General features: G+C 74.4%; 19 protein-coding genes and 1 pseudogene. 10 read left to right on the top strand and 10 right to left on the bottom strand.

What is annotated here, in order from left to right; genetic code table 11:
• Positions 1-78: 78 nt before the first annotated feature.
• Both glpK and SPOPO_RS0123865 read left to right on the top strand, forming a co-directional pair.
• Positions 79-1,572 carry a glycerol kinase GlpK gene (gene glpK / locus SPOPO_RS0123860; protein WP_019877677.1) on the top strand — a complete coding sequence of 498 codons (1,494 nt, stop codon included), beginning with the start codon at positions 79-81 and terminating at the stop codon, positions 1,570-1,572.
• A gap of 128 nt (positions 1,573-1,700) precedes the next feature.
• A complete protein-coding gene (locus SPOPO_RS0123865; RefSeq protein WP_019877678.1) occupies positions 1,701-3,017 on the top strand; it encodes an MGH1-like glycoside hydrolase domain-containing protein in 1,317 nt (438 codons plus the stop codon).
• Between the two features lie 7 nt (positions 3,018-3,024).
• On the opposite strand, the gene SPOPO_RS0123870 is transcribed toward SPOPO_RS0123865, so the two are convergent.
• Entirely contained in the window at positions 3,025-3,732 is a 708-nt protein-coding gene (locus SPOPO_RS0123870) for a lysophospholipid acyltransferase family protein (protein WP_019877679.1), read from the bottom strand.
• 69 nt (positions 3,733-3,801) lie between these two features.
• Between SPOPO_RS0123870 and SPOPO_RS0123875 the strand changes: the two genes are divergently transcribed.
• Both SPOPO_RS0123875 and SPOPO_RS0123880 read left to right on the top strand, forming a co-directional pair.
• Positions 3,802-4,563, top strand: a complete 762-nt coding sequence (locus SPOPO_RS0123875) for an alpha/beta hydrolase (protein ID WP_019877680.1) — start codon at positions 3,802-3,804, stop codon at positions 4,561-4,563.
• Positions 4,560-5,435 carry a hypothetical protein gene (locus SPOPO_RS0123880; RefSeq protein WP_019877681.1) on the top strand — a complete coding sequence of 292 codons (876 nt, stop codon included), beginning with the start codon at positions 4,560-4,562 and terminating at the stop codon, positions 5,433-5,435. Before SPOPO_RS0123875 ends, SPOPO_RS0123880 begins: the two co-directional genes overlap by 4 nt.
• A gap of 7 nt (positions 5,436-5,442) precedes the next feature.
• Here SPOPO_RS0123880 and SPOPO_RS0123885 read toward each other — a convergent pair whose 3' ends face one another.
• From SPOPO_RS0123885 to SPOPO_RS0123910, 6 genes are all read right to left on the bottom strand, one after another.
• Positions 5,443-6,162 (bottom strand): endonuclease/exonuclease/phosphatase family protein, encoded by a 720-nt coding sequence (locus tag SPOPO_RS0123885; RefSeq protein WP_019877682.1) that lies wholly within the window; start codon positions 6,160-6,162, stop codon positions 5,443-5,445.
• 26 nt (positions 6,163-6,188) lie between these two features.
• The gene (locus tag SPOPO_RS0123890; protein WP_019877683.1) at positions 6,189-7,130 is read right to left on the bottom strand and encodes an ROK family glucokinase; all 942 of its coding nucleotides are present in this window, start codon (positions 7,128-7,130) and stop codon (positions 6,189-6,191) included.
• Between the two features lie 83 nt (positions 7,131-7,213).
• A complete protein-coding gene (locus SPOPO_RS0123895) occupies positions 7,214-7,564 on the bottom strand; it encodes a hypothetical protein (protein WP_019877684.1) in 351 nt (116 codons plus the stop codon).
• Positions 7,561-8,754, bottom strand: a complete 1,194-nt coding sequence (locus SPOPO_RS0123900) for an ArsA family ATPase (RefSeq protein ID WP_019877685.1) — start codon at positions 8,752-8,754, stop codon at positions 7,561-7,563. The genes SPOPO_RS0123895 and SPOPO_RS0123900 overlap by 4 nt, the downstream gene beginning before the upstream one ends.
• Before the next feature lie 33 nt (positions 8,755-8,787).
• A complete protein-coding gene (locus SPOPO_RS0123905; RefSeq protein WP_019877686.1) occupies positions 8,788-9,225 on the bottom strand; it encodes an SRPBCC family protein in 438 nt (145 codons plus the stop codon).
• A 55-nt stretch (positions 9,226-9,280) separates the two neighbouring features.
• Positions 9,281-10,072 carry a metallophosphoesterase family protein gene (locus SPOPO_RS0123910; protein WP_084671499.1) on the bottom strand — a complete coding sequence of 264 codons (792 nt, stop codon included), beginning with the start codon at positions 10,070-10,072 and terminating at the stop codon, positions 9,281-9,283.
• Positions 10,073-10,169: 97 nt separating this feature from the next.
• On the opposite strand from SPOPO_RS0123910, the gene SPOPO_RS0123915 reads away from it, so the two are divergent.
• The 6 genes from SPOPO_RS0123915 (at position 10,170) to SPOPO_RS0123950 (ending at position 19,136) form a co-directional block, all read left to right on the top strand.
• Positions 10,170-10,955: an ABC transporter ATP-binding protein gene (locus tag SPOPO_RS0123915; protein WP_211210955.1), complete on the top strand. Its 786-nt coding sequence runs from the start codon at positions 10,170-10,172 to the stop codon at positions 10,953-10,955.
• A gap of 55 nt (positions 10,956-11,010) precedes the next feature.
• Positions 11,011-12,471, top strand: coding sequence for a hypothetical protein (locus tag SPOPO_RS0123920; protein WP_019877689.1), 1,461 nt, complete (start codon positions 11,011-11,013; stop codon positions 12,469-12,471).
• A 211-nt stretch (positions 12,472-12,682) separates the two neighbouring features.
• Positions 12,683-16,303: an ATP synthase subunit B family protein gene (locus SPOPO_RS33255; protein WP_051098442.1), complete on the top strand. Its 3,621-nt coding sequence runs from the start codon at positions 12,683-12,685 to the stop codon at positions 16,301-16,303.
• 145 nt (positions 16,304-16,448) lie between these two features.
• Positions 16,449-18,140 (top strand): sensor histidine kinase, encoded by a 1,692-nt coding sequence (locus SPOPO_RS31405; protein WP_019877690.1) that lies wholly within the window; start codon positions 16,449-16,451, stop codon positions 18,138-18,140.
• Entirely contained in the window at positions 18,137-18,772 is a 636-nt protein-coding gene (locus SPOPO_RS0123945) for a response regulator transcription factor (protein WP_019877691.1), read from the top strand. Before SPOPO_RS31405 ends, SPOPO_RS0123945 begins: the two co-directional genes overlap by 4 nt.
• 166 nt (positions 18,773-18,938) lie before the next feature.
• Positions 18,939-19,136 carry a hypothetical protein gene (locus SPOPO_RS0123950; protein WP_019877693.1) on the top strand — a complete coding sequence of 66 codons (198 nt, stop codon included), beginning with the start codon at positions 18,939-18,941 and terminating at the stop codon, positions 19,134-19,136.
• Positions 19,137-19,166: 30 nt separating this feature from the next.
• Here the strand turns inward: SPOPO_RS0123950 and secD are convergent, their stop codons facing one another.
• The 3 genes and pseudogenes from secD to SPOPO_RS0123965 all read right to left on the bottom strand — a co-directional run bounded on the left by secD (position 19,167) and on the right by SPOPO_RS0123965 (position 24,247).
• A complete protein-coding gene (gene secD / locus SPOPO_RS0123955; RefSeq protein WP_019877694.1) occupies positions 19,167-21,458 on the bottom strand; it encodes a protein translocase subunit SecD in 2,292 nt (763 codons plus the stop codon).
• A 16-nt stretch (positions 21,459-21,474) separates the two neighbouring features.
• Positions 21,475-22,763, bottom strand: a pseudogene (locus tag SPOPO_RS32065) (ArsB/NhaD family transporter).
• On the bottom strand, positions 22,760-24,247 hold the full coding sequence (locus tag SPOPO_RS0123965) for a potassium/proton antiporter (protein WP_019877695.1): 1,488 nt from the start codon (positions 24,245-24,247) through the stop codon (positions 22,760-22,762). Before SPOPO_RS0123965 ends, SPOPO_RS32065 begins: the two are co-directional and overlap by 4 nt.
• Between the last annotated feature and the right edge of the window lie 5 nt (positions 24,248-24,252).

Genomic DNA, 24,252 nt, shown 5'->3' on the forward strand with positions numbered 1-24,252 from the left:
CTGGTGCGGAACTCGCGGTCGGACTCGTCGCCGGGCGGTTGCCGGTACGGGCCCCGGAATCACCCTAGGGTCTGCGCCATGGCTGTACTCGCGATCGACGCAGGGACGACCGGGGTCACCGCCCTGGTGGTCACCCCCGACGGACGGGTCGCCGCGCGCGGCTACGCCGAATTCCCCCAGCACTTCCCCTCGCCGGGCCAGGTCGAGCACGTGCCCGAGGAGATCTGGCAGGCGACGCTGCGCGCGTGTCGCGACGGCCTCGACGCCGCGGCCGCCGCCGGGATCGGCCCGATCGCCTGCGTCGGCATCACGAACCAGCGCGAGACCGCGGTGCTCTGGGACCGCAAGCGCCTCCGCTCCCCGCGGCCGGCGATCGTCTGGCAGGACCGGCGCACGACGGCGATCTGCGACCGTCTCAAGGACGCGGGCCACGAGCCCCGCGTCGCGGAGCTGACCGGTCTGCGCCTCGACCCGTACTTCACCGGGACGAAGCTGACCTGGCTCGCCGAGCACGACACCCGCACCTGGGACGGGGTCCGCGACGGGACGCTCGCGATCGGGACCGTCGACTCCTACCTGATCGCCCGTCTGACGGGGGGTCAGGTTCACGCCACCGACGCCTCGAACGCGTCGCGGACCCTGCTCTACGACATCGGCGCCGGCGCGTGGTCCGACGAGCTGTGCGAGCTGCTCGGCGTCCCGCGGTCGGCCCTGCCCGAGGTGGTGCCGTCGTTCGGCGGGATCGGGCGGACCGACCCGGAGGAGTTCTTCGGCCTCGACGTCCCCATCTCCGGCATCGCGGGCGACCAGCAGGCCGCGCTGTTCGGCCAGGCCTGCTACTCCCCCGGCGACTCCAAGTGCACCTACGGCACCGGGTCGTTCCTGCTCATCAACACCGGCACCGACCTCGTCCGCTCCGACGCCGGCCTGCTCACCACCGTCGCCTGGCAGGACCCCGACGGCACGCTGACCTACGCCCTTGAGGGCGCCATCTTCGTCACCGGCGCGGCGGTCCAGTGGCTGCGCGACGGCCTCGGCGTCATCTCCTCGGCCGCGGAGACGGCGGCCGTCGCGAGCACCGTGCCCGACTCGGGCGGCGTCGTCTTCGTCCCCGCCCTGACCGGTCTCGGCGCCCCGCACTGGGACCCGGACGCCCGCGGGACGATCGTCGGCATCACGCGCGGCACCACGCGGGCCCACCTCGTCCGCGCCACGCTTGAGGCCATCACCTACGAGGTCCGCGACGTCATCGAGGTGATGACCGCCGCCGCGGGCCTCGACGTCCCCGTCCTCACCGTCGACGGCGGCGCCGCGGCCAACGACCTGCTCTGCCAACTGCAGTCGACCGAACTCGGTGTGCCGGTCCAGCGCCCCGAGATCCTCGAGACGACCGGCCTGGGCGCGGCCTTCCTCGCCGGCCTCGGCGCGGGCGTGTGGTCGACCCGGGACGAACTGGCGCGGACCTGGCGTCTCGACCGCCGCTTCGAACCCGGTCCCCGCGACGACGCCGGCTACGCCCGCTGGCTCGAAGCCGTCCGCCGCGCGCGGGGCTGGGCGAGCGCCACCGCCTGACTTCCCCGGGATGACATCCCGCACGGGGCCCCTGTCAGCCCTCCTGCGGGCCGACACGGCGCGCTACGGGACGTCATCCCTTCGGTAAATCGCCCGCGGGGCGGGGCGGGCGTCCCTACCGTCTGGTCATGGAGACGTTGCCCGCCGCCCCGTCGACCGCCCTGCCGGTCGGGACGGACCTGGTCGCGGCCGCGCGGTCGGTGCTGGCGGGGAACTGGCGAGGCCGGCATACGGTGCCGTCCGCGCGGTTGTACCCGCACCAGTGGAGCTGGGACTCGGCGTTCATCGCGATCGGGCTCGCCCACGTCGACCAGCACCGCGCCCAGCTCGAACTCGCGACGCTGTTCGGCGCGCAGTGGCGGGACGGCCGGGTGCCGCACATCGTCTTCGACCCGGACACCCCGGCCGACGCGTACTTCCCCGGCCCGCGGTTCTGGGCGCCCGGGGCGCCGGTACTGCCGCGCCGGGCGACGTCCGGCATCGTCCAGCCCCCGGTGCACGCGCAGGCGGCCTGGGAGATCTACCGCCGGGCCGGCGACCGCGCCGCCGCGGCGGACTTCCTGCGCCGGATGTACGAGCCGCTGTGCGCCTGGCACGACTACCTGCTGACCGCCCGCGACCTCGGCGGGGCCGGCCTCGCCGCGATCGTCCACCCCTGGGAGTCGGGGATGGACAACAACCCGGCCTGGGACCCCGCGGTCGCCGCGATCTGCGCCGCCGGCGCGGCGGTGCCCACCACGCGCGCCGACCTCCGCCACGTGCCCGCGACGCAGCGGCCCGGTGACGCCGACTACGCGGCCTATCTCGACCTCGCGACCCGCTACCGGGACCGCGGGTACGCCGACGTCGACCTGCTCCCCGGCCACGGGTTCGTCGTCGAGGACCCGCTGTTCAACGCGGTCCTCGCCTGGTCCGAGGAGGCGCTCGCCCGCATCGCCGCCGTCGTCGGCGCGAACTCGTGCTGGCACACCGAGCGCGCGACCGCCCTCGGCGCCGCCCTGGCCGAGCGGCTCTTCGACCCCGACCTCGGGCTGTTCGTCCCCCGCGACGTCCGCAGCGACCGCCGGATCCCCGTGCCCGGGGTTGCCGGCCTCGTTCCGCTGCTCGCGCCCGGCGTGCCGGCCGACGCGGTCGCGCGGACCCGCGCCCACCTCGACGGCCCCGGCTTCGCGGGTGCGCTGCTGCCGACGCTCGACCGCACCAGCCCGGACTACGACCCGCAGCGGTACTGGCGCGGCCCCTCCTGGGCGAACACGACCTGGCTGGTGATTCGCGGGCTGCGCCGCCACCGCGACTACGCCCGCGCCGAGGCGCTGCGCGCGGGCCTGCTCGACGCCGTCCGCGCCGAGGGATTCCGCGAGTACTACGACGCCGACACCGGCGCCGGGGCGGGGACGACCGAGTTCTCCTGGACCGCCGCGCTCGTCCTCGACCTGCTCGCCTGAAGCACCGTCAGGTCGCGGCGCCTCCGGCGGTCGACGGACGCGCCGACGCCGCCTTGGCCGCGCTCGCGTAGATGTCGACGTACTCCTGGCCCGAGAGCTGCATCAGCTCGTACATCAACTCGTCGGTGACCGACCGCAGCACGAAGCGGTCGTCCTCGAGCCCGGCGTAGCGGGAGAAGTCGAGCGGGGCCCCGATCCTCACCCCGACGCGGGCGATCTTCGGGACGACCTTCCCCGGAGGCTGGATCTTCTCGGTGTCGACCATCGCGACCGGCAGGACCGGGACCCCCGCCGCAAGCGCGAGCCGGGCGACGCCGGTCCGCCCCCGGTACAGCCGACCGTCCGGGGAGCGGGTGCCCTCGGGGTAGATGCCGAACAGCTCGCCCCGGCGCAGGACCTCGAGGCCTGCATTCAGCGCGGCGTCGGAGGCGGACCCGCCGGAGCGGTTCATCGGGATCTGACCGACCCCACGGAAGAAGCCCGCGCTCAACCGGCCCTTGAGGCCCTTGCCCGTAAAGTACTCCTCCTTGGCCACGAACGTGATCCGCCGCGGGACCACCAGCGGCAGGAAGAACGAGTCCGAGAACGAGAGGTGGTTGCTGGCGAGGATCGCCGGGCCCTCGACCGGGAGGTTCTCGAGGCCCTCCACCTCCGGGCGGTAGAGCACGCGCAGCAGCGGCCCGAGCGCGAGGTGCTTGAGGAACCAGTAGAGCACCCGCGCCCCTCCCAGAAGACCGGTCGTCGCCTCCGGAAGCCTAGAGCCGCGCCACGTACCATTCCCCTCGTGCCGATTCTGCCGGGGGCGGAGCCCTATCACCACGCGGGCGGCCCCGTCGGCGCCCTGATGTGCCACGGCTTCACCGGGAGCCCCCAGTCGATGCGGCCCTGGGCCGAGCACCTGGCCGCCGCCGGCCTCACCGTGGCCCTGCCGCGGCTGCCCGGCCACGGGACGCGGTGGCAGGACGCCAACATGACCACCTGGGACGACTGGTACGCCTGCATCGAGCGTGAGTTCCTGGCGCTGCGCGAGCGCTGCGAGGCAGTGTTCGTCTGCGGCCTGTCGATGGGCGGGACGCTCAGCCTGCGCCTGGCCGAACAGCACGGCCGCGATCTGACCGGCGTCGTCGTGGTGAATCCCTCCGTGATCGGCCTCGACCCCCGGCTCAAGGTCCTGCCGGTCCTGCAGCGGGTCGTCCCGTCGCTCGGGGGCATCGGCAGCGACATCAAGAAGCCGGGCGTGTCCGAGCTGGCCTACACCCGCGTCCCCCTGCGCGCGCTGCACTCGCTGCGGCGGGCCTGGGACGTCGTCCGTGCGGACCTGCCCAAGGTCACCCAGCCGCTGCTCCTGCTGCGCAGCGCGGAGGATCACGTCGTCGAGCCGGAGAGCTCACGCCTGGTCCTGGCGCGCGTCTCGTCGACCGACGTCACCGAGATCGTGCTCGAGGACAGCTACCACGTCGCGACGCTCGACAACGACGCCGACCGGATCTTCGCCGAGAGCCTGGACTTCATCCGCCGCATCCGGCCCACGGTGGCGGCGGGGTGAGCACCCCCCACCGGACCAACGGGCTCTCCGCCGAGCGGTGGGTGCCCCTGGTCGACCTGGAGCCCCAGCTGGCGGACGCCCTGCTGGAGGCGCTGCGGGAGGAGGGCGTCGCCGCCTACGCCTCCCCGGCACCCGGGATCCGCGGGCCGTACATGGACATCCAGCTCCCGAACCGCCCGACCGACCGGGTCTTCGTCGACGCCGGCGCGGCGACGGCGGCCCGGGCCGTGCTCGACGCCCGCCGGGACGAGTTCGGTCCCGGCGACACCCCGACCGCCCCGGCGACGGGCCCGGCGGCACCCGGGGGCGCGTCCGGCGCCGCCCCGCCCGACGTGGTGCCCCCGGGCACCGCGGCCGGGGGTGCGGGCGCCGCCGAGGAGAACGAGCAGGACTTCGACGCGGCCTGGCGGGCGATCGTGGCCGGGTACGGCCAGACCTCCGCCGAGCAACCGGTCGCGCCCTGGTCCCCCGCCGAGGACGTCGAGTCCGACGCACCGAGCGCGAGCGGCTCGTGGCGGGTGCTGCGCCGCGGCGAGGGCCGTCCCGAGGGCGAGGACGAGGACCCGGACGCCGCGTGGGGCCTGCCCGGCGGGGCGACCCCGACCGAGGAGCCCGAACCCGCGGAGCCGGAGGAGCACTACGTGCCCCCGCCGCCTCCCCCGCTGCCGCGGATGGACCTCTACACCAAGCTCTCCTGGCTCGGGGTCGTCGGCGGCCCGATCCTGTTGGTCCTGTTCACCTCGCTGGACTGGTACCCGATCGAGGGCGCCACGTTCCTCGCCATCGCGGCCTTCGTCGGCGGGTTCGCCTCGCTCGTCTACCGGATGAAGGACGACGGCCCGGACGACGGGGACAACGGCGCCGTGGTCTGACGCTTCGTCAGGTTCCTTGTTCCAGCGGTAGTTCCAGCTCCGCCAGCACCGGAAGGTGGTCGGTGGCGGCCGCCGGGTCGGCTGCGAGGTCGGCCGGCACCCCGGCCGCCCGGACGGCGACCCCGGGCGAGACCAGCAGCGCGTCGATCCGGCGGTTCGGGCCGCGCGCGGGGAAGGTGAGCTCGCCCCCGGTCGGCGCGAGCGCCCAGGCGTCGCGCAGCGGCCCCGTCAGCAGCGTCCAGACCCGGCTGCCGGGGACGTCGTTGACGTCCGCCCCGAGCACGCGGTGCGGGGCGTCCGCCGTCTCCAGGTGCGCGAGCACGCGCCGGGTCTGCTGCTCCCGCTCCAGCGGGTCGAGCGAGAGGTGGGTGCCGCCCAGCAGCAGACGGGCACCGCCGTCGGCCGGGTCCGCGTTGCGTCCCACCTCGACCACCGCCAGGGCGAGCGCCCGCCGGTGCCGCCGGCCCGAACGGGGCAGGCGGACCCGGGACGCGGAGACCAGCCGCACCCGCGGGCCGCCGAGGAGCAGATTGCCCGCGGCCGAACGCCCGCCGGCGAGCACGGAGAGCCCGGCCGCCGCGGCGAGCGCCCGGCACGTGCGCGCCGAGAACAGGAACCGCGGCGCCTCCTGGACGCAGACGAGGTCCGGGGCCAGGCCGCGCAGGATCGCCGCGACCGCGTCGGCGTCGTCCCGCAGCGAGCGCACGTTGTAACTGACGACGCGCACTCCCACTCCGGTGGCCGCCGAACCGCTCAGGTGGCGGCCTCCCGCGCCAGGTCGGCCGCACCGACCAGCCCGGCGGCCGAGCCGAGGCGCGCCACCCGGATCTCGGCCTCGGGCCGATGACCGGCGGCCGGCAGCCGCCGGCGGAACTCGGCGCGGGCCGGCTCCAGCAGTCGGTCGCCGTTGCCGGCGACGCCCCCGCCGATCACGACGACGCCGGGGTCGAGCACCGCGGCCACGGCCGCGAGCCCGCGGCCGAGCCAGCGGCCGAGGTCGGCGAGCAGCTCCAGGGCGGCGGGGTCCCCCGCGGCCGCCGCGTCCGACACGTCCGTGCCCTCCAGGGCCTCCGGGTTCCCCCCGGCGGCCGTGGCCAGTGCTCCGGACGCGCCGCCCGCCACCAGGTCACGGGCGGCGCGGGTGAGCGCGGTGCCGCTCGCGTACTGCTCCCAGCACCCGGACCGGCCGCACCCGCACGGGCGGCCGTCGGCCACGAGCGGCAGGTGCCCGAACTCCCCCGCGACGCCGAAGCCGCCCCGCACCAGGCGGCCGTCGAGCACGATCCCGCCGCCGATGCCGGTGCCGACGGTCACGAGCACCATCGAGTCCGCGTCCACCCCGGCCCCGAACCGCGCCTCGGCCCACGCGGCCGCGTTCGCGTCGTTCTCCAGGATCACCGGCGTCCCGAGCCGATCGCTCAGCTGCCCGGCGAGCGGAACGTCGGTCCACTGCAGGTTCGGGGCGAACAGCACCCGCTTCCGGGCCGCGTCGACGAACCCGGCCGCCCCGATCCCGACCGGCCGGCCCCGCGCCTCGTCCCCGAGTTCGGCGACCGCATCCGCGATCGCCGCCACGACCGCGTCCGGGCCGTCCGGCGTCTCGCGCCGCGACTCGGACCGCACGGCGCCGTCGGCGTCCACCACGCCGACCGCGATCTTCGTCCCCCCGAGGTCGACACCGACCGCAACACTCACGGACGTTCCTCCCCGAAACCTGGCGACCGCCCTGACGTTACAGCGAACGCAACTGACGACGGATCAGCTCGCGGTCCGGACGATCAGGTGATGTCGATCGTCTCGAACCCTGATCCGGTCGGTTTCCCGGCCCGGGTGCACTCGAAACCGTCGAGAGCCGTGCGAGCGAGCGCGAGCAGGGCCTCCATCGCCTCGTCGAGTCGGTGTGCGATCTCGGGGCTGCTGGTCCGGATCAGCGCGATCAGCTGGCACAGCGGGCACACCGTGCACTCCGCCGAGCCGGTGGCGATGTGCGAGTTCAGGTACTCCGGGTCGATCGGGCCCGACGGGCGCGCGGCGGCGCGGGCCGCCAGCCACTGCCCGAGCGCGTCGACGAGCCGGGCGGCCTCCTCCGCGGCGGCGCCGAACGCGTCGCCGTTCGGACGCTCGCTCATGCCGGGGTCTCCCGGGTGAACGAGATCTCCAGTCGGTCCCCGGCGAGCTGTGCCCCGCCGACGGTGCACCGCGCCAGCGCGCTCGGCAGCGCCAGCAGGCGCCGGTGGCCGCCGACGGTGAGCACGAGCTCGTCGCCCTTGCGCCGCAGGTCCATGTCGCGCTTGTCGGCGAGCGGCAGCGCCAGCGAGAGGACGTACCGGCCCGGGTCGACCGCGCGGATCGTCATCGGCTCGGACTGTGAGAGCAGCGCGCACGGGTCGGGGTCCGTCCCCGCCGGCAGCGAGGCGTAGATCTCGGCGGCGAGGGCGCCGAGCTCCTCGGGGCCGACCGGCTCGGCCGCCCGGTACCCCGAGCGCAGCACCGGCAGCGGCGCGAAGGAGGCCTCGATCTCGGCCAGCATCGCCGTCTGTGCCGCCACCCAGCCGGTCCGCCAGGAGTCGGCGCCCTCGGCCGGGAAGATCCGGTTCGCGATCACCGCGTCGGTCCGGTAGCCGTACAGGGACAGCGACGTCAGCGTGCGGCGCGCCTCGGCGACCACCACGGACTCCGGGGTGAGCACGAGCCGCACCGAGGTCCCCGGGTCGGTGAGCACCTCCCGGACCGCGGCGAGCTCGGCGTGCAGGCGCTCGACGGCGTCGAAGACCCCGTCGGCGGGCATCGGCACGCCGGTGACGCGGTTCAGCACGGGCCGCAGGGCCCGCACCATCCGCCGTTCCGTCGGGAACACGCGGTCCATGTACCAGTTCAGCGCCTCGGGCAGCGCGAGCAGGCGCAGCGTCTCGGCGGTCGGGGCGCAGTCGACGACCACGACGTCCCACCGGCCCGAGCGCACCTGGTCCCGCACCTCGAGCAGCGCGAGAACCTCCTCGGCACCGGGCAGGACCGTGAGCTCCTCGGCCTCGATCGGGTCGACGCCGACGGAGTCGAGGACGCCGAGCAGGTAGCGCCGGATCTCGGTCCAGGTCCGCTCGAACGTGCGCTGGGCGTCGACCTGCGCGAGGAACAGGTTCGGTGCGACCTCCGCCGGCTCGGCGGTCGGCGGGACCCCGAAGGCGTCCGCGAGCGAGTGCGCCGCGTCCGTGGAGAGGACGAGGGTCTTGCGGCCCCGCGCGGCCGCGAGCGTCGCCGTCCCCGCCGCGGCGGTCGTCTTGCCGACCCCACCCTTGCCGGTGAAGAGCAGGACCCTCACCGGGCGGCGCCGGAGGCCGTGAGGGGCATGGAATCAGCCCTCGACGCGCTTCTTCAGCTCGCGCAGCGCGGTGTCGATGATGACCTTCTCGGCCTTGCGCTTGATCATCCCGAGCAGCGGGATCTTGACGTCGACCGAGAGCGTGTACGTCACGTTCGTGCCGCCGCCCTCGGCCGGGGCGAGGGCGTAGGAGCCGTCGAGCATCTTCAGCATCTGGCCCTCGACGAGCGTCCAGGTGAGGACGTCCGGCACACCCGACCAGTCATAGGTCAGCGTGTACTCGTCCTTGATGGCACCGGCGTCGAGTTGGTAGTGGACGAGCTCGGCCCGGCCGTCGGGGCGCCGGCCGAGAATCTCGGCCTTCTTCACGGCGCCGGTCCACTCGGGGTAGGCCTCGAAGTCCGCGATCACGGCCAGTACCTCGTCCGGCGAGGCGTTCACGGTGATGCTCGCCGTGGTCGAGTCGGCCATCTGTTCCGGTCCTCCCGGCAGGGTGCTGATCAGGCACCGCAGGCTATCGCGCGGCTCACCACTCAAGGACGAACGGCTCCTCGCGGCCCCGGAAGTGCCCGACGTTGACGCACTCGGTGCGCCCGATGCGCAGCCGGGGCGCCAGCGGCGAGTGGACGTGGCCGAACAGGGCCAGGTCCGGCTGGTACTCCCGGATCGCGGCCAGGGTCTGTTCGCTGCCCCGTTCGAAGCGGCGGGCGACGACGTCGTAGGTGAGCTCGGGGACGGCGGGCGGGATGTGCGTGCACAGGACGTCGATGCGCCGCCCGCGCTCCGCGGCCGCCGCGAAGACGCCGTCCACCTTGGCGGCGTAGTCCTCGTCGGAGATCTCGAACGGCGTCCGGTAGGGCGAGCGCAGGCCGCCGCCGACGAACCCGAACAGCCGGCCGCCGATCTCGATCACCTGCCCGTCGAGGACGGTGTGGGCGCCGGTGAGGAACTCCGGCCACAGCGCCGGCAGGTCGACGTTGCCGTAGGTGAGGTAGGTGGGATCGGGCATCGCCGCGAACAGCTGCGCGTACTGGGCGCGGACGGCGCTCTCGATGTGCGACCACGGGTCGCCCGGCACCTCGGCCCAGAGCGTGTGCAGGTACTCGCGCGCCTCCTCGATCCGCCCGGCGGTGCGCAGCGCGACCCAACGGGCCGCCCGGTCCGCGCCGAACAGCTCGCCGAAGATGCCGCCGCTGTGGTCGTCGTAGTCGACGAAGAGCACGAGGTCCCCGAGGCAGACGAGCGCGTCGGCGCCCTCCCCGGCCGCCTTCAGCGCCGCCGCGGACCCGTGGACGTCGCTGACCACATGGACCCGCATGCGCCCAGGGTAGGTGGCGGTCCGGGGCGACCTCCCCCACGGCCCGGAATGTCCGGAGTTGCTGCGGAAAGCGCGGGTGCGGGTGACACTGACAGCGATGACGACCCTCCCCCCGGTGCCGCCTCCGGTGCCGCCCCCGATGCCGCCGACGCCGTCCGCGACGCCGACCCCGGCGATCGCGGTCCGCGACCTGCGGGTCAGCTTCGGCCGGGCGCCCGCGGTGGACGGGATCGACCTGTCCGTCCCCGCCGGCGCGGCCGTCGGACTGCTCGGCCGCAACGGTGCCGGGAAGTCGACGATGCTGCGCGTCCTGGCCGGGGCCCTGCCGCCCACGGCGGGACGCGTCGAGGTCGCCGGCGTCGACGTCAGCGCGGACCCGTTCGCCGCCCGCGCCGTGGTCGGGTACTGCCCGGACGTCGGCGGCCTGATTCCGCGCGCGACCCCGTGGGAGCACCTCGAGCTGGCCGCCCGGCTGCGGCGCCTGCCCGCGGGCTGGGAGCACCGTGCCCGGGACCTCCTCGAGCGCTCCGACCTCGGCGCCGACGCCGACCGCGTCACGGCCGGTTTCTCGCACGGCATGAGCCGGCGGCTGTCGGTGGTCCTCGCCGCGCTGCACGCTCCGCGCGTGCTGCTGCTCGACGAGCCGTTCGACGGCGTCGACCCGGTCGGGGTCGAGGCCACCCTCGACCTGATCTCCGAGCTCCGCGTCGTCGGGACCGCCGTCCTCGTCTCCTCCCACCTGCTGCCGCTGGTCGTGCGCGCCACCACCCAGGCCGTCGTCCTGCGGGGCGGCCGGATCGTCGGCGCCGCCCCGAGCGCCGAGCTCGACGGCGAGACCGGGGCCGAGCGCTACCGCGTCCTGCTCGGCGGGGTGCGGCGATGAGCACATGCGGTTGACGCTCAGTCAGGTTGCTGCGCTGGCTCGATTGCGGTGGCAGATGGTCCGCTCCGACCGGGTCCGCGCGGCCCTGGTGCTGGGCGCCGTCCTGACCCCGGTCGTCCTCGCCGGCGCCGTCGCCGCCGGGGCCACCCTCGCCGCCACGCCGGGCGCCCCCACCGACGCCGGCCCGTTCGCACCCGCCCTGTTCGCCGCCCTCGCGGCAATCTCGGTGCTCGCGCCGCTCTCCGCGGGCGGCGGGTATCCACTGGTGCCCGAGGAGTCCTTGGTCGCTCACCCGGTGCGGCCGGCGACGATCGCCGTCGGGTCGCTGCTGCTCTCCCCGCTCAACGTCACCTGGCTGGCCCACGTCGTCGGCGTCGCCACCGCGACCGGGTACCTCACCGGCACCGGACCGCGCCTGGCGCCGGCGGTGGCGACGACGCTGGCCTACGTCGCCCTGACCACCGCGGCGGGGGCGGCGCTCGCGTGGACGATCGTCGGGATCCGCGCCCGGCGCGGTGGGCGCCTCGCGCTCGCGGTGGCCGGGGGCGCCGGCGCGGTGGGCGTCGGAGCGGTCGTCGGAACCGGCTCGGGCCGCGCCGCCCTGGACGCCCTCCCGACCAGCGCGATGCTCCCGCTGCTCGACGAGGCCGGGGCGGGGTCGCTCGCGGTCTGGGCCGCCGGGTTCGCCGGGCTGGTGCTCGGCGCCGCCGTCGCCGTCGTCCTCGCGGTCCGGGCCTGCGGATGGGCCCTGACCCGCCGCGCCGACCGGGCCGGCGCCGGTCTTGCCGTGCCGGTCCGCCGCCGAGGTCCACGGCGGACCGCGTTCGCCGAGCTCGTCGCCGTCGACCGGGCGAGCGTCTGGCGCGCCCCGGCGCTGCGTCGCGGCGTCGTGCTGCTGACCGTCGTCCCCGGCGCGGCCGCGCTGATCATCGACGTCGAGTGGTCCTCGATCGCCATGCTGCCGCCGATCGTCGCGGCGGGGACCGGTCTGCTGTTCGGGATCAACGTCTTCTGCCTCGATGCGGGCGGCGCGACCTGGCTCGCGACGCTGCCCCACGACCCGCGCACGGCCTACCTCGCGAAGGTCCGGGTGCTCACCGAGCTGTGCCTGCTCACCTCCGGCGCGACGGTGCTGCTCTCCCTCGGCCGCGCGCCCGCCCCGACCGGGGCCGAGGTGGCCGCCGTCGCCGGCGCTCTCGTGGTGGGCACCGCGACCGTCGTCGCCACCTGCTTGACGATCTCGGTCCACCGCCCCCACCGGGCCGACCTGCGCGGCCCGCGCGACACCCCGGCCCCGCCCGGCGCCCTGTTCGCGGACACGCTCCTGCTCTCGGTCGCCGCCACGGTCACCGGATCGATGTTCGCCGTCCTCTCCCTCGCCCCCGCGGCCTGGCTCCCGCTCGCCGTCGCGGCGGCGCTGACCCTGGCTGCCGTCGGCTGGGTCCGGCGCGGGGCCCAGCGGTGGCGGGAGCCCACCCGGCGGGCCCGGGTGGTCGCCGCCGTCGCCGGCGGCTGATCCGACCGACCCCGGCCCGGCCCCGGCCGGGTCCGGGCGACAGTGACGGGACGAAACCGACATCTGCCGCGACTGGTCCCGCGCCGCGGGCCGGTGTGCCCAAAACCGCCTGAACACGGGTGACCAGAACGGCGGAACCCGCCCGTCGTGATCTTGATTCGCCGTATCGTCGACGTGCGCCCACGCCTGCGTGCGCTGGGCCGCATCGGGGTTGGAGGACACACTGCGCGACGTACTCGTCGTCTCCCGCAACGCGGCCATCGCGGCTGCGTTGACGGCCGACGACCTCAACGTGATCCCCATCGACCCGGACGAGACTCCGGGCTGGGTCCAGTTCGCCTCGGCGGCGCACCTGCTGGTGCTCGAGCTGGGCGACCCGGACCTCATGGTCGACGTGGTCCGGTCGCTGCGCCGTGACGACATCGACACGTCGGTGCTGATCATCGCCGAGTCGGTCTCCGACAGTCCGCGCCTGATCGCTCTCCGCCTCGCCGACGACAACGTCAAGACGCTGTCGCTGCCGCTGACGCAGAACCGCCTGCTCCGCGCCGTCTCCCGTGCGCTGCTCGCCCGGGAGGCCGCCGACGCCCGGCTCGAGGAGGCCTACCAGGCCCTCGCCGCGGGCGAGGACGACGACTCCTGGATGCCGAACGTCGGTGTCGACTGGGGTTCCGGGGGTTCGGAGCCGGACACCTCCGAGCCCGTGATCCCGATCGAGCCCGGCGCGACGCCGGTCCGGTGGACCCTGCCGACCCCCGGCCCGGTCCACCCGGCCGACCCGGCTCCCTCGGTCGTGCCGACCGAGCCGACCTTTCCGCCGGTCGCCCCGGCGGCGTCCGCGGCCCCCGCCGTCGAGCCGGCCGTCGAGCCCGCCGTCGAGCCCGCCGTCCAGCCCGCCGTCGACCCCGTGTCCGGCACCCCGTTCCCGGCCGAGCCGGACCCGCTCAGCGACCCGAACTGGCAGCCGGCCGCGGCCGACGACTGGATGTCCGCCTACACGTGGGACAACGTCGCCGCGCAGACCGGGCTCGACACCTGGACCCCGGAGATCCCGAGCTGGACCCCCAGCGAGGCCGCGATCGCCGACGCTCCGCCGGCTCCGGCCGAGCCCGTTGCCCCCGCCGCGTCGGCGACCCCCGTGGCCCCCGCCGCCGACGACGTCGACCCGCTGACCGCTCCGGTCTGGCCCCCGGCCGAGCCCGCACCGCTGGACCCCGCGGCGTTCCTCTCCTCGATCGAGGAGAACTTCTCGACTCCCGAGGTGCAGTGGCCGAGCTTCGACAAGGACTCCTTCACCGAGGTCGAGGACGACTGGCGCAGCCGGCTCAGCCCGGAGGTTCTGGCCGCTCTCGACATCGACGAGATCACCGCGCCCCCGGCCGAGGAGACACCCTCGCCGCCGGAGAGCCCGAAGCGGCCGGCCCCGCCGACCCCGCTGTCGGAGTACCCGGCGTACCCCGGACACGGCACCGCCGCCCCGACGGCCCCGGCGGCCGGCCCGACCCCGCCGGCCCCGACCGCCCCGAAGCCGCCCGCGGTCCCGAGCGCCCGGGCCGACCGGCCCGGCGGCGACCTCGACCTGCCGCCCGGCCCCGACGGTCAGCCCGCCAAGCGCCGCCTCGCCCCGTGGGCGCGGCAGCGGCCGCGGCCCGCCGGCTCCCCGGCTGACGCCCCGTCGGTCTCGGGCACGTCCACGGTCTCCCGCGCGCCCTCCGCGCCGACGGCGCCGTCCGCTCCCGCGGCCCCGCCGGCCGCGCCGGTGGGCCCGCAGGCCCGCGCCGACGTCCCGCCCGCTCCGCCCGCCCCGGCGGTCCCGTCGGCCCCGCCCGCTGCCCCGCCGCGGATCCCGTCGGCTCCCCCGGCGGCACCGACCCAGCTCCCGCCCGTCCCGCCGGTTCCCCCGGCGCCGGGCGCACGCACGGACCGGCCGGCCCAGCCCGCCCGACCGATGTCGCGTGCCGAGGCGAAGGCCGAGGCTCGTCGTCGCGCCGAGGCGGAGAAGGCCCGTGCGGCCGCGGAGCGCGAGGCCGCCCGCATCGCCCGGGCCCGCGCCGACGCGGAGGCCAAGGCCGCCGCCAAGGCCGCGAAGGAGGCCAAGGAGCGCGCGGACCGCGAGGCCCGCGACCGCGCCAAGGCCGCCGGCCGTGGCCGTACCGCCCAGCCGATGCCGCCCACGGCTCCCGGGATGCCCCCGGCCCAGCGCGTGGCCGGCAGCGCCCCGGCGGCACCCCCGAGCGCGCCCCCGGCCGCTCCGCCGGCAATGCCGCCGGTGATGCCGCCGGCACCCCCGATGACCCCGCCGATCGCCCCGCAGGCGGCCGGCCCCGCCGCGCCGCCCGCCGGTCCCCCCGTCGCGCCCCCCGCCGCGCCGCCCGCCGGACCCCCGGCCGGCGCCCCGCCGCGGGCGGACGTCCCGCGCCCCGGTGCGCCCGGGGACCCGCGCGCCGCCGAACAGGCCCGGATGGCGGCCGAGCGGGCCGCGGCCGAGGCCGCGAAGCGCGCCCGGGCGGCGGACACCGCCGAGGAACGTCGTCGCCTCAAGGAGGCCGCGGACGCCGAGAAGGCCGCCCGCGCCGCCGCCGAGGCCCAGGCCCGCGCGGCCGAGCGGAAGGCCGCCGCCGAGGCGAAGGCCGCGAAGCAGCGCGCCGACGCGGAGGCCAAGGCCGCCGTCGAGGCCGCGAAGGCCGCCGCCGCCGAGGCGAAGCTGCGGGCCAAGGCCGACGCCGAGGCGAAGCGCGCCGCGGAGAAGGCCGCGGCCGAGACCGCCAAGGCGATGCAGGCCAAGGCTCTCGCCGACGGCCGCGCCGCCGCGGAGGCCGCCAAGGCCGTCGAGAAGGCCCGCGCCGAGGCGGCCCGCATCGCCGCCGCCCAGGCCCGCGCCGACGAGAAGGCCGCGAAGCTGCGCGCGGAGGCGGACGCCAAGGCGTCGGCCGAGGCCGCCCGCGCCGCCGAGAAGGCCGCGATGGAGGCCGCGCGGGCGCAGGAGCGCGCGCGGATCGTCTCCGAGCGCGCCGCGCACGCCCAGGCCAAGGTCGACGCCCGGCTCGCTGCCGAGGCCGCGAAGGCGGCCAAGGTCAAGGCGGAGATGGACGCCCACCAGGCGGCCGTCCAGGCGCGCGAGGACGCCGAGCGCGCCCGCATCCAGGCGAAGCTCGACGCCGAGCAGGCGCGCAAGGAGACCATCGCCCGGGTCGAGAACCTGATCCAGGAAACGAAGATCAAGGCCGAGGCCGACCGGATCGTCAACGAGGCGGTCCGCAAGGCCGAGGAGGAGTTCGAGGCCCGCGCCCAGGCGAACCGGCCGGTCTACTACGGCCCCGAGCTCGAGCCTCCGGGCATCGGCTACCTGCACCAGCTGATGGCGATGACCGACACCCTCGCCGCGCCGGCGCAGCTGGCCGAGGAGCTCGCCTTCGTCGCGATGGAGCACCTGGAGTGCGACGCCGTGGCGATCATGATCCCGGACGGCGACGCCTGGGCCACCGCGTCGGGCATCGGCATCGGCCGCCAGGACATCCGCTACCGCCTCGGCGAGGAGCACTGGTTCGTCCGCGAGGTCCTCGGCCGCGAGGAGGTCGCCATCCTCGACGACCCGAAGGAGCTCCAGAACGAGCTCGCGGGCGTCCCGCTGGCGAACTGGCCGTACCTGGTCGGGCTCCCGCTGCCCCGCGCGAACTCCATCCTCGTCGCCGCCCGCAAGGACGCGCCGTTCGACGGCGAGACCATGGAGGTCTTCTACGAGGGCATCGAGGACTACGTCGTCGAGCTCGCCGAGACCCTCCAGACCCGCGACGTCGCCCGCGAGATCCACTCCCGGCGCCGCCGCCGCTAGTACCCGTGCGCTTCACTCGCCACAGCCAGGCTTCACTCGCCCGACCTGGCGAGGGAAGCCTGGCGCCGGCGAGTGAAGCGCGTTCCCGGCGCGGCTCCGGCGCGCGGCGGAGGAACCTCCGAGGTTTGTGTGGCAAGTTAACACGGTGTCGAAGCGCTCAGCGGGACTGTTCGCCGCGGCCCCGGGCGTGCCGGCACGGCTGCTGCGGGCCATCCTGCTGCTCGGCTGCACCGCGCTGTGGTTCGTCGGGGACACCCCGGGCGAGGACCTCGCGTGGATCGGCGCCGTCGCGGCGGCCGCGATCGTGGCCTCCGTCCTGGAGCAGCACCCCGTCGGCGGGCTGGTCGGCCGCTCGATCGAGGTGATCGTGTGGGCCGCGGCGGTGAACTTCACCGGCCACGACCTCTCCCCGCTGCTCCCCTACCTGCTGGCGCCCGTCTTCGCGGGCGGCCTGCTGGCCCGCGCGGCCGGGGCGTCGATGGCCGCCGGGGTCGCCGCGATCGCGCTGCTGGTGACGATCTCCGCCCCGCAGGACGACCTGGACGTCAAGGACTACAGCATCGCCGCGGCCCAGTGGACCGTGATCGCGCTGCTCGGCGGCCTCGTGGCCGCCTGGGCGCGGCGGCTGCAGCAGGCGGCGGGTGACGCACAGCTGTCCGCCTACGCAGAGGCGCACAGCCTCCTGTCCCAGCTCTACACGGTCAGCCGGCGCCTGCCCGGGTCGCTGGACCCGCGTTCGACCGCCGAGGCCCTCGTCGAGGCGGTGGCCCGGACGGCGCGGTTCCGCGCCGCGGCCGTCCTGGTCCGCACCGAGGGTGACCGGCTCACCCCGCTCGCCTTCCGCGGCGAGGACCGCCTGGAGTGGGACACCGAGCTCTCCGGCGAGAACGCCTTCGCCGACGCGTGGGAGACCGAGGAGACCCAGGTCCGCCGCGTCCTGTTCGCCCGCGGGCCGAACCCCCTGCCGCCGACCGACCCGGGCAACTCGCTCGTCATGCCCATCCGGATCGGCGACCGCATCACCGGTCTGCTCGGCCTGGAGACCGACCAGGTCGACGCCTACGACGAGGACGTCCTCGCCGAGATCACCGAGCTCGTCAACGGCGCCGCACTGCGCCTGGAGACCGGCGTCCTGTTCGACCAGATCCGCGAGCTCGCCACGACCGAGGAGCGGCGCCGCCTCGCGCGCGAGATCCACGACGGCATCGCGCAGGAGCTGGCGTCGCTCGGCTACATCATCGACGAGATCTCGGCCGTCGCCGCCGAGGCGGGCCAACACGACATCGTCGAGGACCTGAGCGGCCTGCGCCAGGAGATGAGCCGCATCGTCAAGGAACTGCGCCTGTCGATCTTCGACCTGCGTTCCGAGGTCGACCGCTACGGCGGCCTGGGCGCCGCGCTGAGCGAGTACCTCCGCGCGATCGGCACGACGTCGGGCTTCACCGTCCACCTGACGCTCGACGAGTCCAGCCGCCGGCTCCCCGCGGAGACCGAGGCCGAGCTGCTCCGGATCGCGCAGGAGGCCATCAACAACGCCCGCAAGCACGCCGGCGCGGACAACCTCTGGGTGACGTGCCGGATCCACCCGCCGGACGCCGAGCTCGTCATCGAGGACGACGGAACCGGCCTCGGTCCGGGCCGGGCCGACAGCTACGGACTCGAGATCATGAAGGAGCGGGCCGCCCGCACGCGCGCGATGCTGGAGATCCGCCCCCGGAACCCGCGTGGTACGTACGTCGGGGTGCGGGTAGGCCTGCCGGGAGGCTCGCCGCCCCCCGTGCCGGACCGGCGTGGAAAGCTGGTGCCCGCTGGGCAGAGTGAGGAGAGCGGTCCATGACGACGGTCCTGCTGGTCGACGACCACGAGCTCATCCGGCACGGCCTCCGGCGCGCCTTCGAGCGCGACCCGGGGTTCACCGTCGTCGGCGAGGCAGGCTCGGTCGCCGAGGCGCTGGTGATGATCCGCGCCGAGAAGCCCGAGGTCGTGATCATGGACGTCCGCCTCCCCGACGGGGACGGCCTGGACACCGTCAAGAAGCTCCGCGCGGCCGGCGAGACGATGGGCATCGTCGTGCTCACCATGTACGCCGGTGACCAGCAGCTCTTCGACGCGCTCGAGGCGGGCGCCTCGGGCTTCGTGAACAAGGACGCCCCGGCCGAGGAGGTCCTCGCCGCCGCCCGGCACGCCGCCGCCTCCCCCGGCTCGTTCTCCGCCGCCGACCTCGCCGACGCGATGCGCCGCAAGGCCTCCCAGGGCGGCCCGAAGCTGTCCCCGCGCGAGCGGGACGTCCTCAAGCTGCTCGCCGACGGTCTGGCGGTCTCCGGCATCGCCAAGGCGCTGTTCATCAGCGAGTCGACGACCAAGACCCACATCTCGAAGCTGTACGAGAAGCTCGGCGCCGGCAACCGTGCGCAGGCCCTGATGACCGCGATGCGGCTCGGCCTGATCAGCACCGACAAGAACCCCTGAGGCCGGGCGGCCGGAGGCACGGCCATATCGGGCGGTATCCGCCCGAGTCGGCCCGGTCAGGTACGGATCGTCCGTTCGGACGAGGCGCGGTTGGGACGTTCCTGCGATACCCCGGCCGCACGATCGCGGGCACTGTGGAGCCACGCCTTCGATCAAGGGACGTGCAATGCCGACCTCTTTGCGCACGCGGCTCCGCGGCTCCCGCGCGGGCGGCCCGGCGACGCCGGTCGAGTACGTGCTGCTCTCCCTGGCCGCCGTCGTGCTGGTGACCCTCGTGTTCTTCGCGCTCGGCAACCTGCTGGACGAGCAGCGCCACTGCGAGACCCGTGCGGACGCGACGACCGCGTCCGCGACCCGCTGCTGACCCGATCCCGGATCAGCAGCTCGGCACGCGTCAGATCACGGCACCGTCGCCGGTGCGCTCCTTGGCGCGCTTGTCCTTGGGCTGCCGCGGGGTCGGCGGGGGCGTGTTCGAGCGCGCCTGGAGCAGGATCGCGAGCGGCGTCGCGGTGAACACCGACGAGAGCGTGCCGACGATCAGACCCAGGAGCAGGGCGATCGCGAAGTCCATCAGCGAGTCGCCACCGAGGACCGCGAGCGCCGCCAGGATGAACATCGCGCCGAGACCGGTGTTGACCGTACGCGGCACGGTCTGCAGCGTGGCCGCGTTGCAGATCTTGGCGAACGGCATCTTCGGGTTGTCGGCCCACATCTCCCGGACGCGGTCGAACACGACCACGGAGTCGTTCACGGACAGACCGACGATGGTCAGCGCGGCGGCCAGGAAGACGCCGTCGATAGGTCTGCCGAACCAGGCGAATGCACCGGTCACGAGAAGAACGTCGTGGAACATCGCCGCCACGGCTGATGCGCCGAACGTCCATCGGAACCGCACACCGAGATAGATCATCTGGGCGAGCAGGGCGATGATCAGCGCGATGATCGCCTTGTTCCGCAACTCCTTGCCGAGGCTGGGACCGATCAACTCGTCGCGCAGCTTGGTGATCTCGCCACCGGCCTCGCCGAGCGCCTCGCGAATCTTCAGCTCGTCCTCGTTGGAGACGTCGGACGCACGGACGGTGATGTCGTCCTCGCCCGAGCTCTGCACGATCGCGCGCGGGAAGCCGACGCCGGAGACCTTCTCCCGCGCGACCTCGGGGTCGAGCGGTGTCGAGGTCGAGTACTCCACGAGCCGGCCGCCGGTGAACTCGATGCCGAGGTTGAGGCCACGGACCACGATGCCGGCGATGGCCACGACGACCAGCACGGCGGAGATCGAGAGCCACAGCGTCCGACGGCCCATCAGATCCGGGTTCTTCTTGACGATCCAGTTCCGCACCCGACCCGTCGTGGCAATGCCGGTCACGGCCGCGCGCCGGCGCAGACCCGGGCGGTTCGCCGCGAGCTCGGTGAGGCTGCGGGCCACGATCAGCGCCGAGACCATCGACGCGAGCACGCCGATGCTCAGCGTCACGCCGAAGCCCTTGACCGGCCCGGACGCGAAGTAGAACAGCAGACCGGCGGCCAGCAACGTGGTGACGTTCGAGTCGATGATCGCGGTCCAGGCCTTGTTGTAGCCCGTGTTCATCGCCGTGCGCAGGTTCTTCCGGGCAGGCCCGCCGTACTCCTCCCGCGCTCTCTCGAACACCAGCACGTTGGCGTCGATCGCCATGCCGATCGCGAGCACGAAGCCGGCGAGGCCCGGCAGGGTCAGGGTGGAACCGAGGACCAGCAGCGCCGCGAACGAGATCAGGGCGTAGGACGCGAGGGCGATCGTCGCGAGGAAGCCGAAGAACCGATAGACGAAGACGATGAACAGACCCGTCAGGATGATGCCGATGATCGCCGCGTTGCGGCTGGCGTCGATCGCCTCCTGACCGAGCGTGGGGCCGACCGTCCGCTGCTCGATGATCTCGACCGGGACCGGGAGGGCACCACCGGAGATCAGCGCGGACAGGTCCTTGGCACCGTCCTCGGTGAACGAGCCGGTGATCTGCGTGCTGCCGCCGCCGATGCCGACGTCGCACCCGACCGACGGATCCACCTGCGGCGAGGAGATGACCTCCTGGTCGAGGACGATCGCGATGCGCCGCGTCGGGTCGCCCACCGGGTTGCAGGCGGCCGTCCCGGTCAGCTTCTTCCACTCGCCCTCGCCGGACCCGCGGAAGTCGACGGTGACGTACCAGCCGCCCATCGTGAGGTCGTAGCCCGCGTCCGCTCCCCCGACGCCGGAGCCGGTCAGCGCCGCCTTCCCGATGCGGATCGGCAGTCCGTCCTCGTCGACGAGCTCGCGCTCGCCCTCGGCCGGCTTGTCGGCGCCCGGGCCGGCGGCGGGACCGTCGCCGAGGACGGGGTGGAACGTCAGCTGGGCGGTGCGACCGAGCACCTTCGCGGCCTCGGCGGGCTCCTGCAGACCCGGGAGCTCGACGATGATCCGGCGGTCACCCGATCGGGCGATGCTCGGTTCGGCGACACCGAGGGCGTCGACGCGCCGCCGGAGCACCTCGAGGGCCTTGTCGGTGGACTCCCGGTTGGCCTTCACCTCGGGTGAGTCCTTGGTCTCCAGGACCACCTGGGTCCCGCCCTTGAGGTCGAGGCCGAGCTTGGCGTCCATGGTGAGGACGGCCCACAGAGATCCCGCCAGGACGAGCAGGGAGATCAGCGCTCGGATCTGGCGCGCCCGCATCGGACTATGGCCCCCATCACATCAGGTATCGCAGGTAGAGGTACGGGACGCACATGGCGATGGTCACCGGCGCCACCACGAGACCGTAGCGGGTGAACTCCCAGAAGCTGATGCGGTGGCCGTGCTTCGCGGCGATTCCGATCACGATGATGTTCGCCGCGGCCGCGATCGCGGTCGCGTTGCATCCCAGGTCGGCGCCGAGCGCGAAGGCCCACCACAGGACGTGCGGCTCGCCGTGCTCCACCCCGGCCTCGGCCGTCAGGCCCTCCACGACCGGCGTCATCGCCGTGACGTACGGGATGTTGTCGACCAGCGCGGAGAACACCGCCGTCGACCCGAGCAGCCCCAGCGCGGTGACGGTCAGGTCACCGCCGGAGGCCTCGATCGCGGCGTCCCCGATCCGGTCGATGACGCCCTGCTCGATCAGCGCGCCCACCATCACGAACAGGCCCATGAAGAAGACCAGGGTCCCGGTCTCGATCTCCTGGGTGGCGACCTCGGCCGACACGCCGGTCACGACCATCAGCGCCCCCGCGCCGAGCAACGCGACGACCGAGGGCTCCAGGTGCAGCGTCGTGTGCAGGACGAAGGCGGCCATCACGCCGGACACGACGACGAGACACGTGATCAGCAGCCTGCGGTCGAGGATCTCGGCCTTGGGGTCGAGCTCGAGGACGGCCGCCGCCCGCACCGGGTCGTACACGAACGCCGCGCGGAACAGCACACGGGCCATCAGCAGGAAGGCGATCATCACGGGCACCACGACCGGCGCCATGTGCACGAGGAAGTCGTTGAAGGAGAGCCCGGCCCGGCCCGCGATGATGATGTTCGGCGGGTCGCCGATCAGCGTGGCCGTGCCGCCGATGTTCGAGGCCATGGCGACCGCGATCAGGTAGGGCACCGGTGCCAGCCGAGGCGGGCGCACACCGAGAGCGTCACCGGCGCGATGAGGACGACGGTCGTGACGTTGTCGAGCAACGCGGACAGCATCGCGGGGACGACGCAGATCGTCACCAGAAAGCGGTAGGGCCGCCCTTTCGAGCTGCGGGCCGCCCAGATCGCGAGGTACTCGAAGACCCCGGTCGGGCGCAGAATGCCGACGATCACCATCATCCCGAGCAGCAGGAAGATGACGTTCCAGTCGATGCCGGTGTGATGGGCGAAGAACGCGGCGTCCGCGTCGGTCAGCCCGGTCGCGAGCATCAGGCCCGCGCCACCGAGCGCGGTCGCGACGCGCGAGATCTTCTCGGTGGCGATCAACGCGTACGCGCCGAGGAAGATGGCCACCGCCAGGATCTCGCTCACCGGGACTCCAGCCAGCCGGCGAGACGTCCCGATCTCCCTACTGCGCGCAACCTCTGCTCCGTCTCCGCGCGCACCGCGCGGGTCGTGACGATCAACAACTGGTCCCCGACCCGCAGCACCGTGTGCGCGTCGGGAACGTCGGGACGGCCGTCCCGGACGATCAGCACCAACGCCGCCCCGCGTGGCAGGCGCAGGTCGGCCGTCCACACGCCGGCGAGCCGCGAACCGCGGGGCACCTCGACCTCGAGGATGTCGGCGCGCAACTCGTCCAGCGGCGCGGACTCGATCGCGATCTCGTGCGTCGGGACCTCGGCCGTCACCCCGGTCGTCCGGGCGGCCCAGGGCAGCACCGGACCCTGCAGCAGCACGAACACCACGACCAGCAGGAAGACGATGTCGAAGATCCGCTCCGACCCGGCCACCCCGGCGGCCACGGGCACCGTGGTGAGCACGATGGGCACGGCACCGCGCAGCCCGGCCCAGGACACGAAGGCGGTCTCCCGCCAGGTCAGGCCCAGCGGCCGTCCGAGGAGCACCACGGAGAGCGGACGGGCGACGAACGTCAGCACGAGGCCGGCGACGAGCGCCGACCCGAGGGCGTCCGGGAGCCGGGACGGGTCCGCGAGCAGGCCGAGCAGCACGAACAGCCCGATCTGGGCCAGGCTCGCGCTCCCCTCGGAGAACGCCAGCGTCGCGCGGTGGTGGGGCAGCGTGCTGTTGCCGAGGAGGATTCCCGCGAGGTAGACGGCGATGATGCCGCTGGCCCCGGCCACCGAGGCCGTCGCGTACGCGAGCAGCAGGATCGACAGCGTCGCGAGGGGATACAGACCGGCGGTCGGCAGGGCCGCCCGGGCCAGCACCCAGTGGCCGGCCCGCGCGACCGCAAGACCGATCGCCGCCCCGAACACGAGCTGGTAGAGCACCTGCCCGCCGATGCTCCAGGCCGTCGCGCCGTCCCAGGCGTCCGAGGCGAGCAGCATCACGAGCACGACGACGGGCGCGTCGTTCAGGCCGGACTCGGCCTCCACGACGGCTCTCACCCGCTCCTGGAGCGGCAGCCGCCGCAGCACCGCGAACACCGCGGCCGCGTCGGTGGAGGACACGATCGCCCCCAGCAGCAGGGCGGTGCGCGCGTCCATGTCGAGGAGCCAGTACGCCCCCGCGGCGGTCACGGCCACCGAGATCGCGACGCCGACCGTCGCGAGGACCAGTGCGAGCACCCCGACCGGGCGGAACGTGTCCAGTCGGGTCGTCAGCCCGCCGTCGCCGAGGATCAGCGCCAGCGCGATCAGCGCCAGGTTCTGCGCGAGCTGGAAGTCGTCGAATTCGACGCCGAGCCCGTCCTCGCCGATGGCCAGCCCGAGCGCCAGGTAGAGCAACAGCGTCGGGAGTCCGGAACGGGTGGTCAGCCGAACGGCGAGGACCGCCAGCAGGACGACGCCACACCCCGCCACGAGCAGAACGTTCAGGTCTTGCGGATCCACCGGCG

The sequence above is a fragment of the Sporichthya polymorpha DSM 43042 genome (genome assembly GCF_000384115.1).
GTDB classification, from domain to species: Bacteria; Actinomycetota; Actinomycetes; order Sporichthyales; family Sporichthyaceae; genus Sporichthya; species Sporichthya polymorpha.

Excerpts from the sequence above, each read along its gene's own strand:
- glpK (WP_019877677.1), top strand. The coding sequence starts at position 79 with ATGGCTGTACTCGCGATCGACGCAGGGACGACCGGGGTCACCGCCCTG.
- SPOPO_RS0123865 (WP_019877678.1), top strand. The coding sequence starts at position 1,701 with ATGGAGACGTTGCCCGCCGCCCCGTCGACCGCCCTGCCGGTCGGGACG.
- SPOPO_RS0123895 (WP_019877684.1), bottom strand. The coding sequence starts at position 7,564 with ATGAGCGAGCGTCCGAACGGCGACGCGTTCGGCGCCGCCGCGGAGGAG.
- SPOPO_RS0123905 (WP_019877686.1), bottom strand. The coding sequence starts at position 9,225 with ATGGCCGACTCGACCACGGCGAGCATCACCGTGAACGCCTCGCCGGAC.
- SPOPO_RS0123910 (WP_084671499.1), bottom strand. The coding sequence starts at position 10,072 with ATGCGGGTCCATGTGGTCAGCGACGTCCACGGGTCCGCGGCGGCGCTG.
- SPOPO_RS0123915 (WP_211210955.1), top strand. The coding sequence starts at position 10,170 with ATGACGACCCTCCCCCCGGTGCCGCCTCCGGTGCCGCCCCCGATGCCG.
- SPOPO_RS0123920 (WP_019877689.1), top strand. The coding sequence starts at position 11,011 with ATGGTCCGCTCCGACCGGGTCCGCGCGGCCCTGGTGCTGGGCGCCGTC.
- SPOPO_RS0123945 (WP_019877691.1), top strand. The coding sequence starts at position 18,137 with ATGACGACGGTCCTGCTGGTCGACGACCACGAGCTCATCCGGCACGGC.
- SPOPO_RS0123950 (WP_019877693.1), top strand. The coding sequence starts at position 18,939 with ATGCCGACCTCTTTGCGCACGCGGCTCCGCGGCTCCCGCGCGGGCGGC.
- secD (WP_019877694.1), bottom strand. The coding sequence starts at position 21,458 with ATGCGGGCGCGCCAGATCCGAGCGCTGATCTCCCTGCTCGTCCTGGCG.